Genomic DNA, 15906 nt, shown 5'->3' on the forward strand with positions numbered 1-15906 from the left:
TCATGCGGCCAATCGGCGCTAGCTTCGTTCATGGTTGCAAGTGGAGATTTGCCCGATGCGCGACGACGAGGATGTGAAGATCACCGACTATCAGGCACCCGCCGGAGGCTGGGGCTCGATGAAGGGCATGGCCAAGGTTCTGCCGAAGGAGGGGATCAATCCCGACACGCTGGACGCGCTGCGTCGCCTGAACAAGCCCGATGGCGTCATGTGCGTCAGCTGCGCCTGGGGCAAACCGGCCAAGCCGCATATCGCCGAATTCTGCGAAAACGGGGCCAAGGCGACGGCCTGGGAGCTGAGCACGCACCGGGTCACGCCCGACTTCTTCGCCAAGCATACGGTCAAGGAACTGGAGGCCTGGCCCGACCATGACCTGGAACAGGCGGGCCGCCTGACCCATCCGATGCGTTACGATCGCGGTTCGGACAAATATGTCGCGGTCAGCTGGGACGAGGCGTTCGCCGCGATCGGTGCCAAGCTTAAGACCTGCGACCCGACCAAGGTCGTGCTCTACGCCTCGGGTCGTGCCAGCCTCGAAACCTCGTTCATGTATTCGCTGTTCGCGCGGATGTGGGGGCAGCAAAACCTGCCCGACAGCTCGAACATGTGCCACGAGACGACCTCGGTCGGCCTGAAGTCCGCCATCGGATCGCCCGTCGCGACGATCCAGATGGAGGATTACGACAAGTGCGACGCGATCTTTTCCTTCGGGCAGAATGTCGCGACCAACGCCCCCCGGATGCTCCACAACCTGCAAGCCTGCGCCAAGCGCGGGGTGGAGATCGTGACCTTCAACCCGCTGCGCGAGCGCGGCTGGGAGCGTTTCGCCTCGCCTCAGAACCCGGTTCAGATGCTGACCGGCAGCTCGACCGACATCTCCAGCCAATATCATCAGGTGAAGGCGGGCGGCGACATCGCCGCGCTGACCGGCATCTGCAAGCTGGTGATCGAGGAGGATGACCGCGCCATCGCCAGCGGCGGCAAGCGCATCCTCGACCATCATTTCATCGAGCAGCACACGACCCGGTTCGAGGATTTCGCCAATTACTGCCGCAATGCCGCCTGGAGCGAGATCATCCGCGATTCGGGTCTGACCCGCGATGAGATCGAGCAGTCGGCGCGCGTCTATATGAAGTCCGAACGCGTCATCGCGGTGTACGGCATGGGCATCACCCAACACCGCTATGGCATCGACGCGCTGCACATGATCGTCAACCTGCTGCTGCTGCGCGGCAATATCGGCCGTGAGGGCGCCGGGCCGGGTCCGGTCCGCGGCCATAGCAACGTGCAGGGCCAGCGCACGGTCGGCATCACTGAGAAGACCGAACTCGCCCCCGTCGAGCGGTTGAAGGAATTGTTCGAGTTCGAGCCGCCGACTGAAAATGGCTGGGACACGGTCGAGGCGTGCCGCCAGATCATCGCCGGGACGGCACAAGGCTTCGTCCAGCTGGGCGGCAATTTCCTGCGCGCGACACCCGAACATGCCAAGATGAAGGCGGCCTGGGCGAAGCTGCCCATCACCGTCCATATCGCGACCAAGCTCAACAAGAGCCATTTGGTGCCCGGCGAGGAAAGCTACATCCTTCCCTGCCTCGGCCGGTTGGAAACGGACATGCAGGCGGGCGGCCGTCAGGCCGTGTCGATGGAAGATTCGTTCAGCCATATCTATGGCTCGGTCGGCAGGGCGACGCCCGCCGCCGATACGCTGCTGTCCGAACCCGCCATCGTCGCCGGGATTGCCAAGGCGGTGCTGGAGCCGAACCCTAATGTGCCGTGGGACGAATGGGTCGGCGATTATGGGCTGGTCCGCACCGCGATCGAGAATGTCTATCCGGACAAGTTCGCCAATTTCAACGAACGCCTGTTCGAGCCGGGTGGCTTCTGGAAGGGCAATCCCGCCTCGCACCGCCAATGGGAAACCGAGAGCGGCAAGGCCGAGTTCAACGTGCCGCGCGCGATGGATGCCTCGGGCATCACCCCCGCCGAAGGGCGGATGCGGCTGATCACGCTGCGGTCGAACGACCAGTTCAACACGACCATCTATGGCTATGACGATCGCTTCCGGGGGATCAGCGGCACGCGGATGGTCGCGATGATGAACAAGGCCGACATCGCGCGCCTCGGCCTGACCGATGGGCAGACCATCGCGCTGGAGGGCGATGCCGATGATGGCGAGGAACGTGTGGTCGAGGGCCTTCGCGTGGTCGAGTACAACATCCCCGAAGGCTGCATCGGCGGCTATTATCCCGAGCTCAACTATCTGATCCCGCTGGAGCATCATGCGCTGGAAAGCCATGTTCCCGCAGGCAAGTCGGTGCCGGTGAAGGTGCGCGTCCCCGCATGAGCATATTGGGAGCGGTCCTGGCCGGAGGGCAGTCGTCGCGCTTCGGATCGAACAAGGCGGTCGCCATGCTCGGCGACCGCACGCTGGTGGCGCATGCGCGCGCCACCATTGCCCCCTATTGCGCGCGCGTGGTGCAGGTGGGCGGCGCGGAGGGCGTACCCGACTTACCCGCGCCGGGCCTGGGTCCGTTGGGCGGGATCGCCGGAGCCTTGGACTATGCGGCCAGCCACGGCTTTCGCTGCGTCCTGACGATCGGGTGCGACATGCCGCGCCTGCCGGTCGGGCTGATCGAGGCGATCCTGCGCCGTGAGCCCAGCTATTGCCGCGATGCGCCGGTGCTGGGGCTGTGGCCCGCCGCGCTGGGGGCGCACCTGATGGCGCATCTTTCGCTGGGGCAGGATCGCTCGGTGCGCGGCTGGGTCCGCGCGATCGGGGCGATCCCGGTTATCTCGCCCGAGCCGCTTGCGAATGTGAATACGCCCGCCGATCTTGCCGCCCTATGAAAGTCGCCCAGGGGTGAGCGTCACCCATGAACCCGTTCACCCGTTGACCGTCGTCCGGCTGTCGCCCGATGGGTCGACCACGCCCATCGAACGGGCGGTGGCGGTCGAATGTCCGGTCGTGATCGAGGTCGATGGCTTCGGTTATGCGGTCATGATGATGACGCCGGAACGCCTGGAGGATTTCGCCACCGGCTTCCTGCTGACCGAACGGCTGATCGACCGTCCCGCCGACATTCTCGCCATCGAGCCTTTCGCGGCCGAGACGGGCTGGATCGTTCGGGTCACGCTGGCGGAGGCGCTGCGCGGGCGGATGCAGGACCGGGTGCGCCACCGGACCAGCGATACCAGCTGCGGGCTATGTGGCCTGTCGGGGCTGGAGCAGATCGCCCGGCCGGTGACGACACGCCCCCCTGCCCCGAACGCCACGCCCGCGACCCTGTTCGCCACCCTGTCGACCTTGCGCGATCATCAGCCGCTGAATGCCCGGACCGGGGCCGTCCATGCCGCCATCGCCTGTGACGCGCGCGGCGCCGTCCTGGCATCGGCGGAGGATGTCGGACGGCACAACGCGCTCGACAAGCTGGTCGGCACACTGGCCGGCACAGCGGGGCTCAAGACCGACTTCATCCTCGTCACCTCGCGGATCAGCTATGAGATGGTCGATAAGGCGCTGGTAGCGGGCGTCGGCCTGCTGGTCGGAATTTCGGCGCCGACCAGCCTCGCCATCGATCATGCCCGCGCCCATGGCCTGACCCTGATCGCGCTCGCCCGGTCGGATGCGATGCTGGTCGCGCATGATCCTTATGGGCGGTTCGGATAGAAAACCCGCGTCACCCCGTGGCGTATTGCGCGCGCTCGGTCCAGTAATCCTTCGCCCGCTCGGCGGCACTGTCGTCGCGATCCTGCAAGATACGATCGCGACCGGCGCGCTTGGCACGATAGGCCAGCTGATCCGCCCGTGCGATCAACCCCTCCAGCGTCTCGCCCGACTGGTATCGCGCGATCCCGCCACTGACCGTCAGGGGCGGCAGGTCACGCTCGGCAAAGGGCTCCAGCGCGACCTGGATGGCACGGCCGAGCCGGGATGCGCGATGGTCGCTGCCCTCGCCCGGGCCCGTCGGATCAGGCACCAGCAGCGCGAACTCCTCGCCGCCCATGCGCACGGTCAGGATATCCTTCGTGGTCAGCGTGTGCAGCACGCGCGCAAACGCGACCAGCACCAGATCGCCCTTTGCATGACCATGGTCGTCGTTGATCCGCTTGAAATGATCGAGGTCGAGCACGACCGCGTAAAGGCTATGCCCCTGGGTCTCCGCCTCGTGCAGCAGGCGCGGTCCGATCCGATAGAGGCCCCGCCGGTTGGTCAGCTCGGTCAGCGGATCGGTTTCCGCATCCAGGATCGTCTCTTCCAGCGCCTTCTGGATGACCAGCAGCATCAGGCACAGGCCCGCCGCGACCAACAATACGCCGCTCGAAACCTGCGACGCGACGGCATAGAGGCTGCCCGCATAGGCTTTGGCCGTGACACCAGACCCCAGCTCCAGCGCCAGGAAGGGCTTGGCCAGGAAGTGCAGGCAGATCAGGGCGAATATCCCCGCCAGCATCGCACGGATCGGCCCGGTCTGGCCGATTCGCCGAACCGAGAACACGACCAGCGCCGACCCGATGGCGAAGGGCAGCTGGAATAGCAACTCATAAGGCATGGTGCTGCGCGTGCCGTTCAGGATCGCGATACGCAGCACGATCCCCGCCACCCAGGCCATCAGCGCCAGCCGCCATTCGGGGCGTTGGCCCGCAAAGGCCTGTATCCCCACCGACATCAGCAACATGCCGCCCAGGAAGGTGGCATAGCCCACCACATGGAAAAGGATCACATGGTCACTGAACCGGACCAGCAGCTCGCAGATCGGTGTCACGAAACCGAGCAGATAGCTGGCCATGAACCATACCGCCGCCCGCTGCCGCGAATAGGACAGCGCAACCACGCCGTAGGTCACGGCAAACAGCGCGGCCATACAACTGTTGGCGATAAGGGCGTAGACGGCAGCGTTCACGACGTAAGACCCGACGACCCCATTTTGCAATTCCCGCGACAGACCTACCCGTCAGAGGCGAAGGATCGGTTAAGAGACGCGCGCCGGCTACAAAGCCGCTTCATCCTCCTGCTGCTATGAGATGCCAGCACACGCACAGCCGCCGGCGGATGCACAAATGCAGAGCGCGACGCGCCTGAGCCTGGACTTGGCGGAGGCGCTGGCCGGAAACTGGCGAATGTAGGGGAAAATACACCGGGTGGTAGCGAAGGAGGGACTTGAACCCCCGACACGCGGATTATGATTCCGCTGCTCTAACCAGCTGAGCTACTTCGCCATGCTAGGCGTTCCACCCGGTGGAGGCGCGCCTATAAACAGGCTGTTTTCGGGCGTCAAGCGAACAAATGACGCGACAGCATTTCCCATGGACCGCCACGATACCACCAGGTGCCGATACCGATGAGTTCGACCGGACGAGGCCGGAAATCGCGCTCCATCTGTTGGAGCAGCAGCTTGGCAGTGGCGGGCGTCACCTTGTTCTGGATCGTCACATGCGCGCGCCATCCGCCCGCGTCCTGCGGCGTCAGCATCCCCGCAAAGGCCTCGACCAGATCGCGGCGGATTGCCACCAGCCCCGGCGAATCGATGCGGATCGCCACGCCCTTGCCCAGCGACATCAAACCGCTTGCGCGGGCGTCCGGCGCGCGGACGCCGCGCGTGATCCCGTTCAGGCGATGCTTCAACTCCGCCTCGACGGAGGGCGGCAGATGGTGGAACAGCGTGCAATGCGCATCGAGCACGTTGCGCTCAGGCGGGAAATGCTGTCGCCGCAGCCCGTCGAACCAGCCCTGATCGGGGCGGCCGAACAGGGCGGTGACGATAATCGGGGCGGGATGGTCGGTCAGATTTCCACCTGGCTGCCCAGCTCGACCACGCGATTGGTCGGCAGGCGGAAGAATTCCATCGCGCTTTCGGCGTTGCGCAGCATCCAGGAGAACAGTTTCTCCCGCCACATCGACATGCCCGGCCGCTCGGCCGGGAGCAGAGTCTGGCGCGAGAGGAAGAAGCTGGTGTCCATCATCTTGAACGCGCCCCCCGCCATCTCCACCCTCTTGAGCGCGGCGGGCACGTCCGCCTCTTCCATGAAGCCGAAGCGCAGCACCAGGCGGTGGAAGCCATGGCCCATATCGTCCAGCTTCGCGCGGTCGCCGTCAGGCCAATAGGGCTGGCTCATGATCTTGACGGTCAGCAGGATGATGCGCTCGTGCAGCACCTTGTTGTGCTTCAGATTGTGGAGCAGCGCGTGCGGCACGCCCTCGGGCGAAGAAGTCATGAAGATCGCCGTGCCGGGCACCCGGCTGGCCGCGCCCGCCGCCGAATCGATGAAGATGTGGATCGGCATCGTCCCCTCGCGCAGCCGCTCGATCATCAGCTTGCGCCCCGTCGACCAGGTGGTGAGAAAGGTGAAGATGACGAAACCGACCAGCAGCGGGAACCAGCCGCCCGACGGCACCTTGGTCAGGTTCGCCAGGAAATAGGCCCCGTCGACCAGGAAGAAGAGACCGAGCAGCGGCAGGGCGGCATAGAGCGGCCACTTCCACAGCCGGGTCAGCGCCACGCCCAGCAAGCAGGTGTCGATCAGCATCGCCCCCGTCACCGCGATCCCATAGGCCGAGGTCAGATTCGACGAGGAGCGGAAGAACAGGACGAGCAGGATCACCATAACCATCAACAGCCAGTTGATGAGCGGGATATAGATCTGCCCGGCGGTCGCCGCCGACGTATGCTCGATGCGCAGGCGCGGCATAAAGCCCAGCTGGATCGCCTGCTGCGTCACTGAGAAAGCGCCGGTGATGACCGCCTGGCTGGCGATCACCGCGGCGGCAGTCGCCAGGATAACGAGGGGCAGCTGCAACCCTTCGGGCGCCAGCATATAGAAGGGGCTCTCCAGTGCCGCCGCACCTTCGCGGAACAGCAGCGCGCCCTGCCCCATATAGTTGAGCATCAGCGCGGGCAGCACGAAGCATAGCCAGGACACGCCGATCGGCCGCCGCCCGAAATGCCCCATATCGGCGTACAGCGCCTCCGCCCCGGTCACCGCCAGCACCACCGAACCCAGTGCCAGGAAGCCGCGCACCGGATCGATGAAGAAGAACTGGATCGCATAATGCGGCGACAGTGCCAGCAGGATCTCGGGCGTCTGGACGAAGCTCATGATGCCCAGCACCGCGATGACCGCGAAATAGACGAGCATGACCGGTCCGAAGAACAGCCCGACGCGCTCGGTCCCCGACCGCTGGATCTTGAACAGGACGATCAGGATGGTGATCGCGATCGGCAGGACGAAGCCTCCAAAGGCGGGCGCGGCGACCGCCAGACCCTCGACCGCGCTGAGCACGGTGACGGCGGGGGTGATCATGCTATCGCCGTAGAACAGCGCGGTGGCGAACACGCCCAGCAAGATGATGCCGCGCGTCCAGCGCCGCGTCTTGGTCTGGCCCGATACGAGCGCGAGCAGCGCCAGGCTGCCCCCCTCACCCTTGTTGTCGGCGCGCATGATGATCGCAACATATTTGACCGACACGACGATCATCATCGACCAGAAGATCAGACTAATGACGCCCAAGATATGCGCATTGTCGAGCGGCAACGGATGGTGCGGGTTCGCGAAGGTCTCGCGAAACGCATAAAGCGGGCTGGTGCCGATGTCGCCGAACACGACACCGATCGCGCCCAGCGCCAATCGCGCCATGCCTTGCGGATGGTGACTGTGAGATTCTTCGGTCGCGGTGGTGGCGATCCCGGTCGGTGCGACGCTCATGACTGGGCGATCGTGCCGGTGACGGAGAGGATCATCGGCGACGTCCGTGGCAACCCTGTGATCATCGCGCCGCCCTAGCATGGCCCCAAAAGGCCAGCAACGCGGGGGCTGGACGGTTGTTGCATTCGGGCACGATTTCGGAGGGCGAGCGATGCCGCAATGCAACAGTGGGGAGGACACGCCTCTGACCGCCGTCTCCATGAGACACCGCTGCCCTCCCGCAGGCGGGAGGGGATGGGGGAGGGAAAGCCACGGGCGACGGACTCGGTGAGACACCCTGCCCTCTCCCGACTCCTCCCGCTTGCGGGAGGGGAGAAAGAAGGCATGTCTTGGCAAGAGTAGAAAGCCTACCCCTTAGCACAACACCATATCCGAAACGGTTCACCTCCCGCCTCCGATCGGCTAGGGCACTCCCATGGTTAGTCGCACCGCCGCTCAGGCCGCTTCGGAAGTCTCGTCCCCGATCGTCACCATCGACGATGTCCGCGCCGCCCATGCGCGCATTTCGGACCGGATCATCCGTACGCCGACGCTGATCAGCCAGACGCTGTCCAAGCTGACCGGTGCGACCGTCTATCTGAAGTTCGAGAATCTCCAATTCACCGCCGCCTATAAGGAACGCGGCGCGCTCAACACGCTGCTCCAGCTGTCGGACGAGGCCAAGGCCAAGGGCGTGATCGCCGCCTCGGCGGGCAATCACGCACAGGGCCTCGCCTATCACGCCAACCGGCTGGGCGTGCCCGCCACCATCGTGATGCCGCGCACCACGCCGATCGTGAAGGTCGTCCAGACCGAAGGGCACGGCGCGACTGTGGTGCTGGAGGGCGACACTTTCGACGCCGCCTATGCCCATGCCCGCGAGCTGGAGGCCGAGCGCGGCTTCACCTTCGTCCACCCCTTTGACGATGCGCGCGTCATCGCGGGCCAGGGCACGGTCGCGCTCGAAATGCTGGAGGACGCGCCAGATATCGACACGCTGATCGTGCCGATCGGCGGCGGCGGGCTGATCTCGGGCATGGCGACGGTGGCGGCTGCCAGTGCGCGCCCGGTCGAGGTGGTCGGCGTCCAGGCCGAGCTGTTCCCGTCCATGTACAACAAGCTGAACGGCACCGACCTGCCTTGCGCGGGCGACACCCTGGCCGAGGGTATTGCGGTCAAGGTGCCGGGCGGCCTGACCTCGCAGATGGTGGCACAGCTGGTGCGTGAGATCGTGCTGGTCGACGAGCGCCATCTGGAGGAATCGGTCAGCGCGCTGCTCCAGATCGAAAAAACGGTGGTCGAGGGCGCAGGCGCGGCGGGCCTCGCCGCGCTGATGTCGCACCCGGAACGCTTCCGGGGGAAGACGGTCGGCGTCGTGCTGTGCGGCGGCAATATCGACACGCGCCTGCTCGCCAACGTCCTGCTGCGCGACCTGGCGCGGTCAGGGCGGCTCGCGCGCCTGCGTATCCGATTGCAGGATCAGCCGGGCGCCTTGTTCAACGTCGCGCGCATCTTCGACCGCGAGCGGGTGAACATCATCGAGGTCTATCACCAGCGCGTTTTCACCACCCTGCCCGCCAAGGGCCTGATCACCGATATCGAGTGCGAGACGCGCGACGCGCTCCACCTGCACAGGCTGATCGAAGCCCTGCGCGCGGGTGGCTATGAGACGACGCAGGTCGAGCTCGCCTGACAGGCTTTTGTTTTTGCGCCGGACGTCCCGTTTCCGAACGATGCTGCCCCATCGCTTCGGACGGGATTTTCGTTAAAGAGGGTTATCAACCCGTTTGAAGGAACTGCCCGGCGGTGACTGCGCCCTTTCGTTTTCCGCGCTTTTTCGTCACCAGCCCGGCCCCCTGCCCCTATCTGCCGGGGCGTGACGAGCGTAAAGTTTTTACCGAACTTAACGGCGAGCATGCGGGCGAGCTGAACGAGGCGCTGAGCCGCATCGGCTTTCGTCGCAGCCAGGGCGTCGCCTATCGCCCGTCCTGCGCGGGATGCAGCGCGTGCATCTCGGTCCGGGTCGTGGCGGAGGGTTTCCGGCCCAACGCCACCCAGCGCAAGCTGCTGCGCCGCCATGCCGATCTGGAGGTCACCGCCTGCCAGCCCTGGGCGACCGCCGAGCAGTTCGAGCTGCTGCGCCGCTATCTGGGTGAGCGCCATCCCGGCGGCGGCATGACCACGATGGACGAAAGCGACTATGCCGACATGGTCGAGCTGTCGCCGGTCCAGTCGGTGCTGGTCGAATATCGCGAACCGACCGGGCCCAATGGCGAGCGCGGGCGGCTGGTCGGCGCGTGCCTGACCGATCGGCAGGGCGACGGACTGTCGATGATCTACAGCTTTTTCGAGACCCAGGACGAGAACCGGCCAGGGCTCGGCAACTTCATCATCATGGACCACATCCTGCGCGCCCGCGCCGCCGATCTGGCTTATGTCTATCTCGGCTATTGGGTGAAGGGTTCACCGCGCATGGCGTATAAGACGCGCTATCAGCCGCTGGAGGCGCTGGGCCCGCGCGGCTGGGCGTTGATGGCCGACGAAAAGGACGCACCGACGACGCCTCCCCCGGTCCCGGCGCTGGTGTGAGCCACGACGTTCCTCCCCTGTCCGGGGAGGAATTTATTGCGCCTCGCCGTTCGCGACCGACTGGCCCCAGGGCTCACCAGCGACCGCCGCCGCACCGGCCGCGTCCAGCGCCACCGCGACGCGGACATGGCCGTCCTGCGGGCTGAGCCCGATACTGGGGTCGAAACCGATCCAGCCCAGTTCCTCGACATAGGCCTCGGCCCAGCAATGCGCCTGTCCGCGCCGGTCCCCGCCCCAGGCGGCGAAGCCCGAGACATAGCGGGCCGGAATGCCCAGCGACCGCGCGCCGACGCAGAAGATATGGGCGAGATCGCACGGCGTCACACGGTCCTGCTCGAAGGCCCGCGCGGCATCGGCCCCTTGGGGCGTGGCGTCCCGGTCGACGGGAAAGCGCCGGTGCAGCGCGACGTTGAGCGCGTGCAGTGCGCCCAGCGGCCCGGCCATGCCCGCCGCCGCCTCGGCCGCGAAGGTCGCGATCGCCGAATCATCCGGCGTCATCGTCGTGGCGCGCAGGAACAGAGCGGGCGGCAGGGTTTCGGTCGCGCCATGGATCAGGCCATGCGCATCGCTGGTCAGCACTTCGCCGGTCGCGGTGATCGTCACCGTCTCCGGGGCACCCTCGACATAGAGCATGGTGACGGCATTGCCGAAGCCGTCCTGCCCGCGCCGCAGCCGCGCATCGCAATCGACGTCGATCCGCCAGTGGGCCACCGTCTGATCGTCGAAATTCTCCGGCGTCAGGCGCAACATCTGGACCATCGTCGGCCGCCCCGGATGGGGCCGGTGGACGATCTGGTGCTCGATCGCGATGCGCATCAGGCGAACTTGAACTGACGGCCGATGGCGCCGTGCAGCTGGGCATTCTCCTCGATAAAGGCTTCGAGATATTGGTGAAGCCCGCCCGCGATCACATCCCCCGACCGCGTCTTCGTCATCCGATTGGCCCGCAACCTTGCCATGCGATCCGCCTCCCCATGCTGCCCCGTCCGCCGGGCAAGCTGCCCCAGCACGTCCACCGTTTCCTCGACCGACGCCGCCAGGCTGCGCGGCAATTCGGTGCGCGCGATCAGCAGGTCGATGACGTTGGCGGGCTTCAGCCCGTCGGAATAGAGCCAGCGATAGGCGGTGACAGCGGAGACGGTCTGGAGGATCGTCGTCCACTGGTCACGGTCGACGACGCCGCCGATCCGCTCGCCCGCCGGCAGCAGGATGTGATATTTCACGTCGAGCAGCCGCGCGGTATTGTCCGCTCGCTCGACCGCTTGGCCCAGCCGGATGAACCAGGTCGTCTGGTTGCGCAGCATCCGGTGGACCGCGCCCTCGAAGCCGCGGGTCTCGTTCTTCACCGCCTCGACCAGGCCGAGCACCGCGGTGGGATCGTCGGCGGCGGGCTTCGCCTCGAAATGCAGCCAGGCGCGATTGATCGCGCTCCATGCCTCGCGGGTCAGCGCGGTCCGCACGGCGCGAGCGTTCATCCGCGCCATGTCGACGCAGCGGACGATCGAGCCGGGGTGGCAGGACTCGACCGTCAGGAAGCGCGCGACCTCGCGACGGCGCATCTCCCGCCCGCCATCGGCAAAGGCGCTGGCGGTATCGGTGACGGCGAGCGCCGAACCCCAAGCGGCCAGCCCCGCCGAACGCGGCGAGAGCACGTCGAGTCGGACGGTCGCCTCGACCAATCGTGCGATGAAATCGGCCCGCTCGAAATAGCGGCCCAGCCAATAGAGCGAGGATGCGGTGCGCGAGAGCATCAGCGTACTCCCTGCGTCTGGATCTGCGACTGCTGCCCCTGTACCTGCACCCAGCTGTCGGGTTCGGGATGGAGCAGGACGAAACTGTCCTTGGTGCCGCCGCCCTGGCTGGAATTGACGACCAGCGAGCCTTCGCGCAGGGCCACACGGGTCAAGCCGCCCGGCGTAACCTCCACGCCGTTGCTACCCGTCAGGACGAAGGGGCGGAAATCGACGTGTCGCGGCGCGACCCCGCTTTCGACCAGCGTCGGCACCGTCGATAGCGCCAGCGTCGGCTGGGCGATGTAACGATGCGGCTCGGCGATCAGCGCGGCGCGGAAATGCTCGATCTGCGCCTTGGTCGCGGTCGGGCCGACGAGCATGCCGTATCCCCCCGATCCGTCGACCAGCTTGACCACCAGTTCGTGCAGATGGTCGAGCACGTAAGACAGCGCCTCAGGCTCGCGGCAGCGCCAGGTCTCGACATTCTTCAGCTTGGGTTCGGCACCCGAATAATAACGGACGATGTCGGGCATATAGCTGTAGATCGCCTTGTCGTCGGCGATGCCGTTGCCCGGCGCGTTGAGGATGGCGACGTTGCCCGCCGCATAGGCCGCGATCAGGCCGGGAACGCCCAGCATCGAATCGGGGCGGAAGACCAGCGGATCGAGGAAATCGTCATCGACCCGACGATAGATGACATCGACCTTCACCCGGCCCGCGATGGTGCGCATCCAGACGATGTCGTCATCGACCACCAGATCGGCCGCCTCGACCAGCTCGATCCCCATCGAGTCGGCCAGGAAGCTGTGCTCGTAATAGGCGGAATTGTAGTGGCCGGGCGTAAGCACGACGCAGGTCGGCTCGGCCACGCCATGCGGCGCGACCGACTTCATGGTGGCGAGCAGACGGTCGGGATAGCTGTCGACCGCCGCCACCCGAAACTGTCGGAACAGCTCGGGGCAGAGGCGCAGCATCGCCTCGCGGTTCTCCAGCATGTAGCTGACGCCCGAGGGCGTGCGGGCATTGTCTTCCAGCACGAAGAAGTCGTCCGGCCCGGTGCGCACCAGGTCGATGCCGCAGATATGCGCCCAGACGCCGTGCGGCGGGCGCATCCCGGCGATTTCGGGCCGGAACTGCGGATTGCCGAAGATCAGGTCGGGCGGCAGGATGCCGTCGCGCAGGATCTTCCGCTCGCCATAAATGTCGTCGAGGAACGCGTTGATCGCCTCGACCCGCTGGACCAGCCCTTCGGACAGCCGCGCCCATTCGTCGGGCAGGAAGACGCGCGGCACGATATCGAAGGGGATGATCCGCTCGGCCGCGTCGCTCTCGCCATAGACGGCAAAGGTGATGCCCAGCTGGCGGAAGGTCGCTTCGGCCGCCTGCTGGCGGCGGCGGAGTTCGCTATCGGGGGTGTGATCGAGCCAGCGTTGAAGCGCGGAGAGTTCGGGCCGTGGCGTCGCAGCGCCGGAAGCCCCCATGATTTCGTCGAACGCGGCGATAGTCCCCATCCGGTCGTTACGCTCCCCCTGGTGTTCGGGTTCCATGCTGCACCGCATGATGGGGGTGCGCAAGGGGGGCTCCCGAAATTCCTCCCCTGCAAGGGGAGGTGGCAGGGCGAAGCCCTGACGGAGGGGTATCCCGCTATCGAGAGGGCGACACCCCCTCCGACGCGCTGCGCGCGCCACCTCCCCTTGCAGGGGAGGAATTTGAAGGACTTACGCCCCCAGCTTCTCCAGCATCGACGGGGTCAACACCTGCGGCAGGACCTGCGGCTCCTTCGCGCCCGGGGCGTAATAGAGGTATAGTGGCACCCCGGCCCGGTTATGCCGCTCGATAAAGCGTCCCAATACCGGATCGCCATCGGTCCAGTCGCCGACCAGCATCGCCACCTTGTTGCGCGCGAACGCATCGCGCACCGAGGAGCGTTCGATCGCGGCAGCCTCGTTGACCTTGCAGCTCAGGCACCAGTCGGCGGTGAAATAAGCGAAGACCGGGCGGTTCGCTTTCCGCAAATCCTCCAGCTTCGCCTCGGTGAAGGCGGTGTCGGCGGTCGTCTTGGCCACCGCCGCGGCGGGCTTGACCGTCACCACGATCCCGACCGCCAGCACCAGCGCCACCACGGCGGGCCACCCGGCACGACCCTTGCCGCCATGCTGGCGCAAACCCGTCCACCAGAAGCCCAGCGAGGCCAGCAACGCAGCGGCGAGGCCGAGCGTCATGCCGGTCACCCCCGCCTCCTGCCCCAAGATCCAGGCCAGCGCGAGCGCGGTCAGGAACATCGGCACCGACAGGATATGACGCAGCCGCACCATCCACATCCCCGGCTTGGGCAAACGCCGCCGTAGCGCCGGGACAAAGCCGATCGCGATGAAGGGCAGCGCGATGCCGATCCCCAGCCCCGCGAACACCGCCAGCGCGGCGGCGGCGGGCAGGACCAGCGCGGCACCCAGTGCACCGGCCATGAACGGCCCCGAACAGGGCGTCGCGACGAACGCCGCCAGCGCACCGGTCGCGAACGACCCCATCGCCCCCGACCGTCCGGCAAAGGCGGGCGTCGGCAGCTCGAACAGCCCGGCCAGGTTGAACGCGATCCCCGCGACCAGCAGCAACAACACGCCGATGACACGCGGGTCCTGAAGCTGGAACGCCCAGCCCGCGCTCTGCCCGCCCGCGCGCAGGGCGAGCAGCACCACGCCGAGCCCCACACACACCAGCACCACGCCCGCCGTATAGGCCAGTGCCTCGGCCCGCGCATGGCGCTCGTCCCCGCCGCCCTTGGCGAGGCTCAGCGCCTTCAGGCTCAGGATCGGAAAGACGCAGGGCATGATGTTGAGCAACAACCCGCCCAGCACCGCACCCAGAAAGGCGAGCGCCACCGCACCGAAACCGGTATCGCCGCCGCCACTTGATCCCGCAATCGCGCCGGGTTTGGCGGCAAAGGACAGCCCCTGCCCCGCGCCGATCGACAGCACGCCCGATATCGGTCCCGGCGTCGGCACGGCGGCGGCGGGCATGGCGAGGATCAGCTGGTCGCCGTTGCGCGTCATGGCTTGCGGCGCGGCATGGTCGATCACGCCGCTGCGCTCGGGAAAGAAATAAGCCTCCTTGACCGCGACCGAGGCGGGCAGCGGGACGGCGATCCTCACGGTCTTGCCAGCCGTCTCGATCACGCCGTCACCGCCCAACGGCTTGGGCAAGGCGGCGCGCCAGCGGTCGAATTCGGTGCGGGTGGCGGGGTTCACCGCACCATCACCGACGGTCAGGCGGGTCGACAGGGTCTGGCTCTCGGGCACGCAGATCGTGTCGGTGCACACCAGATAGTCGAGCTTGACCGTGATCGGCAGCGGTGTGCCCTTCGCCAGCCCGGCAGGAACGGCCAGGTCGACCAGCAGCGTGAAGGGCCGCTCATAGACATAGTTCATCAACCCGGCGATCTTCAGCCGTCCGGGCACCGGATAGCGCAGCTCGCCCGCGCTCACGCCCTGGGGCAGCGTCCAGTGCGCCTCGGTCGGCAGGCCCGCATCGCCGCCATTCTTCCAATAGCCGTGCCAGCCCTTTTCGGGCGTCGCGACGATGGCGAGCGTCGTCTTGCTGCCCGCCGCCGGGTTTTCACTCTCGGCGACCAGCCGCATCGGCAGGTGGATCGCGCCGGGTGCCGGGGCGCTTTCGGCCATGCCGGGGCCCGTCGCCACCAGCATGAACAGCGTCGTCATCAGGATGTAAAACCAACCGCGCATCGACCTTGCCCTAACCCGCTTTCGCGTTCCATAGCGCCCCCATCCCCGCTTTGCATCAAGGTTGCCCATGAACCCCCTGACTGCCGCGCTCCTCGCCTCCGCCGCCCTGGTCGCGTCCCCCGCGCTCGCCCAGACCGCCAGCCCGGTGCCCGGCTATGCACCCC

Annotated in this window: 12 protein-coding genes and 1 tRNA gene; 5 read left to right on the forward strand and 8 right to left on the reverse strand. The window is 66.5% G+C overall.

What is annotated here, in order from left to right; genetic code table 11:
- The first annotated feature begins 55 nt into the window (after window positions 1-55).
- Genes SB4_RS11505 through fdhD form a run of 3 tightly spaced genes read left to right on the forward strand, consistent with a single transcriptional unit; the run spans window position 56 to window position 3667 of the window.
- Window positions 56-2344, forward strand: coding sequence for an FdhF/YdeP family oxidoreductase (locus tag SB4_RS11505; protein WP_058752675.1), 2289 nt, complete (start codon window positions 56-58; stop codon window positions 2342-2344).
- Complete coding sequence (gene mobA / locus SB4_RS11510; RefSeq protein WP_058752676.1) at window positions 2341-2847, forward strand: molybdenum cofactor guanylyltransferase; 507 nt, start codon at window positions 2341-2343, stop codon at window positions 2845-2847. Before SB4_RS11505 ends, mobA begins: the two co-directional genes overlap by 4 nt.
- Window positions 2848-2860: 13 nt before the next feature.
- Window positions 2861-3667: a formate dehydrogenase accessory sulfurtransferase FdhD gene (gene fdhD / locus SB4_RS11515; RefSeq protein ID WP_058752677.1), complete on the forward strand. Its 807-nt coding sequence runs from the start codon at window positions 2861-2863 to the stop codon at window positions 3665-3667.
- A 10-nt stretch (window positions 3668-3677) separates the two neighbouring features.
- On the opposite strand, the gene SB4_RS11520 is transcribed toward fdhD, so the two are convergent.
- From SB4_RS11520 to SB4_RS11535, 4 genes are all read right to left on the reverse strand, one after another.
- Complete coding sequence (locus SB4_RS11520; protein WP_058752678.1) at window positions 3678-4862, reverse strand: GGDEF domain-containing protein; 1185 nt, start codon at window positions 4860-4862, stop codon at window positions 3678-3680.
- A gap of 278 nt (window positions 4863-5140) precedes the next feature.
- Window positions 5141-5217, reverse strand: a tRNA-Met gene (locus tag SB4_RS11525).
- Window positions 5218-5272: 55 nt separating this feature from the next.
- Complete coding sequence (locus SB4_RS11530; RefSeq protein ID WP_058752686.1) at window positions 5273-5785, reverse strand: 2'-5' RNA ligase family protein; 513 nt, start codon at window positions 5783-5785, stop codon at window positions 5273-5275.
- The gene (locus SB4_RS11535; RefSeq protein WP_153006188.1) at window positions 5782-7701 is read right to left on the reverse strand and encodes a potassium transporter Kup; all 1920 of its coding nucleotides are present in this window, start codon (window positions 7699-7701) and stop codon (window positions 5782-5784) included. Before SB4_RS11535 ends, SB4_RS11530 begins: the two co-directional genes overlap by 4 nt.
- Window positions 7702-8116: 415 nt before the next feature.
- On the opposite strand from SB4_RS11535, the gene SB4_RS11540 reads away from it, so the two are divergent.
- Entirely contained in the window at window positions 8117-9373 is a 1257-nt protein-coding gene (locus tag SB4_RS11540) for a threonine ammonia-lyase (protein WP_058752679.1), read from the forward strand.
- A 113-nt stretch (window positions 9374-9486) separates the two neighbouring features.
- The gene (locus SB4_RS11545) at window positions 9487-10269 is read left to right on the forward strand and encodes an arginyltransferase (protein ID WP_058752680.1); all 783 of its coding nucleotides are present in this window, start codon (window positions 9487-9489) and stop codon (window positions 10267-10269) included.
- A gap of 33 nt (window positions 10270-10302) precedes the next feature.
- Here SB4_RS11545 and SB4_RS11550 read toward each other — a convergent pair whose 3' ends face one another.
- The 4 genes from SB4_RS11550 to SB4_RS11565 form a co-directional block, all read right to left on the reverse strand.
- Window positions 10303-11085, reverse strand: a complete 783-nt coding sequence (locus tag SB4_RS11550) for a transglutaminase family protein (protein WP_058752681.1) — start codon at window positions 11083-11085, stop codon at window positions 10303-10305.
- On the reverse strand, window positions 11085-12020 hold the full coding sequence (locus SB4_RS11555; RefSeq protein WP_058752682.1) for an alpha-E domain-containing protein: 936 nt from the start codon (window positions 12018-12020) through the stop codon (window positions 11085-11087). The genes SB4_RS11550 and SB4_RS11555 overlap by 1 nt, the downstream gene beginning before the upstream one ends.
- Entirely contained in the window at window positions 12020-13513 is a 1494-nt protein-coding gene (locus SB4_RS11560; RefSeq protein WP_058752683.1) for a circularly permuted type 2 ATP-grasp protein, read from the reverse strand. The genes SB4_RS11555 and SB4_RS11560 overlap by 1 nt, the downstream gene beginning before the upstream one ends.
- Before the next feature lie 207 nt (window positions 13514-13720).
- Window positions 13721-15742: a protein-disulfide reductase DsbD family protein gene (locus SB4_RS11565; protein ID WP_058752684.1), complete on the reverse strand. Its 2022-nt coding sequence runs from the start codon at window positions 15740-15742 to the stop codon at window positions 13721-13723.
- Between the last annotated feature and the right edge of the window lie 164 nt (window positions 15743-15906).

The organism is Sphingomonas sanguinis, from assembly GCF_001476905.1.
In the GTDB taxonomy this organism is placed as follows: domain Bacteria; phylum Pseudomonadota; class Alphaproteobacteria; order Sphingomonadales; family Sphingomonadaceae; genus Sphingomonas; species Sphingomonas sanguinis_B.

Coding starts and splice junctions, on each gene's coding strand:
- SB4_RS11535 (WP_153006188.1), bottom strand. CDS start 7,701: ATGAGCGTCGCACCGACCGGGATCGCCACCACCGCGACCGAAGAATCT.
- mobA (WP_058752676.1), top strand. CDS start 2,341: ATGAGCATATTGGGAGCGGTCCTGGCCGGAGGGCAGTCGTCGCGCTTC.
- SB4_RS11560 (WP_058752683.1), bottom strand. CDS start 13,513: ATGGGGACTATCGCCGCGTTCGACGAAATCATGGGGGCTTCCGGCGCT.
- SB4_RS11505 (WP_058752675.1), top strand. CDS start 56: ATGCGCGACGACGAGGATGTGAAGATCACCGACTATCAGGCACCCGCC.
- SB4_RS11550 (WP_058752681.1), bottom strand. CDS start 11,085: ATGCGCATCGCGATCGAGCACCAGATCGTCCACCGGCCCCATCCGGGG.
- SB4_RS11565 (WP_058752684.1), bottom strand. CDS start 15,742: ATGCGCGGTTGGTTTTACATCCTGATGACGACGCTGTTCATGCTGGTG.
- SB4_RS11555 (WP_058752682.1), bottom strand. CDS start 12,020: ATGCTCTCGCGCACCGCATCCTCGCTCTATTGGCTGGGCCGCTATTTC.
- SB4_RS11520 (WP_058752678.1), bottom strand. CDS start 4,862: ATGGCCGCGCTGTTTGCCGTGACCTACGGCGTGGTTGCGCTGTCCTAT.
- SB4_RS11540 (WP_058752679.1), top strand. CDS start 8,117: ATGGTTAGTCGCACCGCCGCTCAGGCCGCTTCGGAAGTCTCGTCCCCG.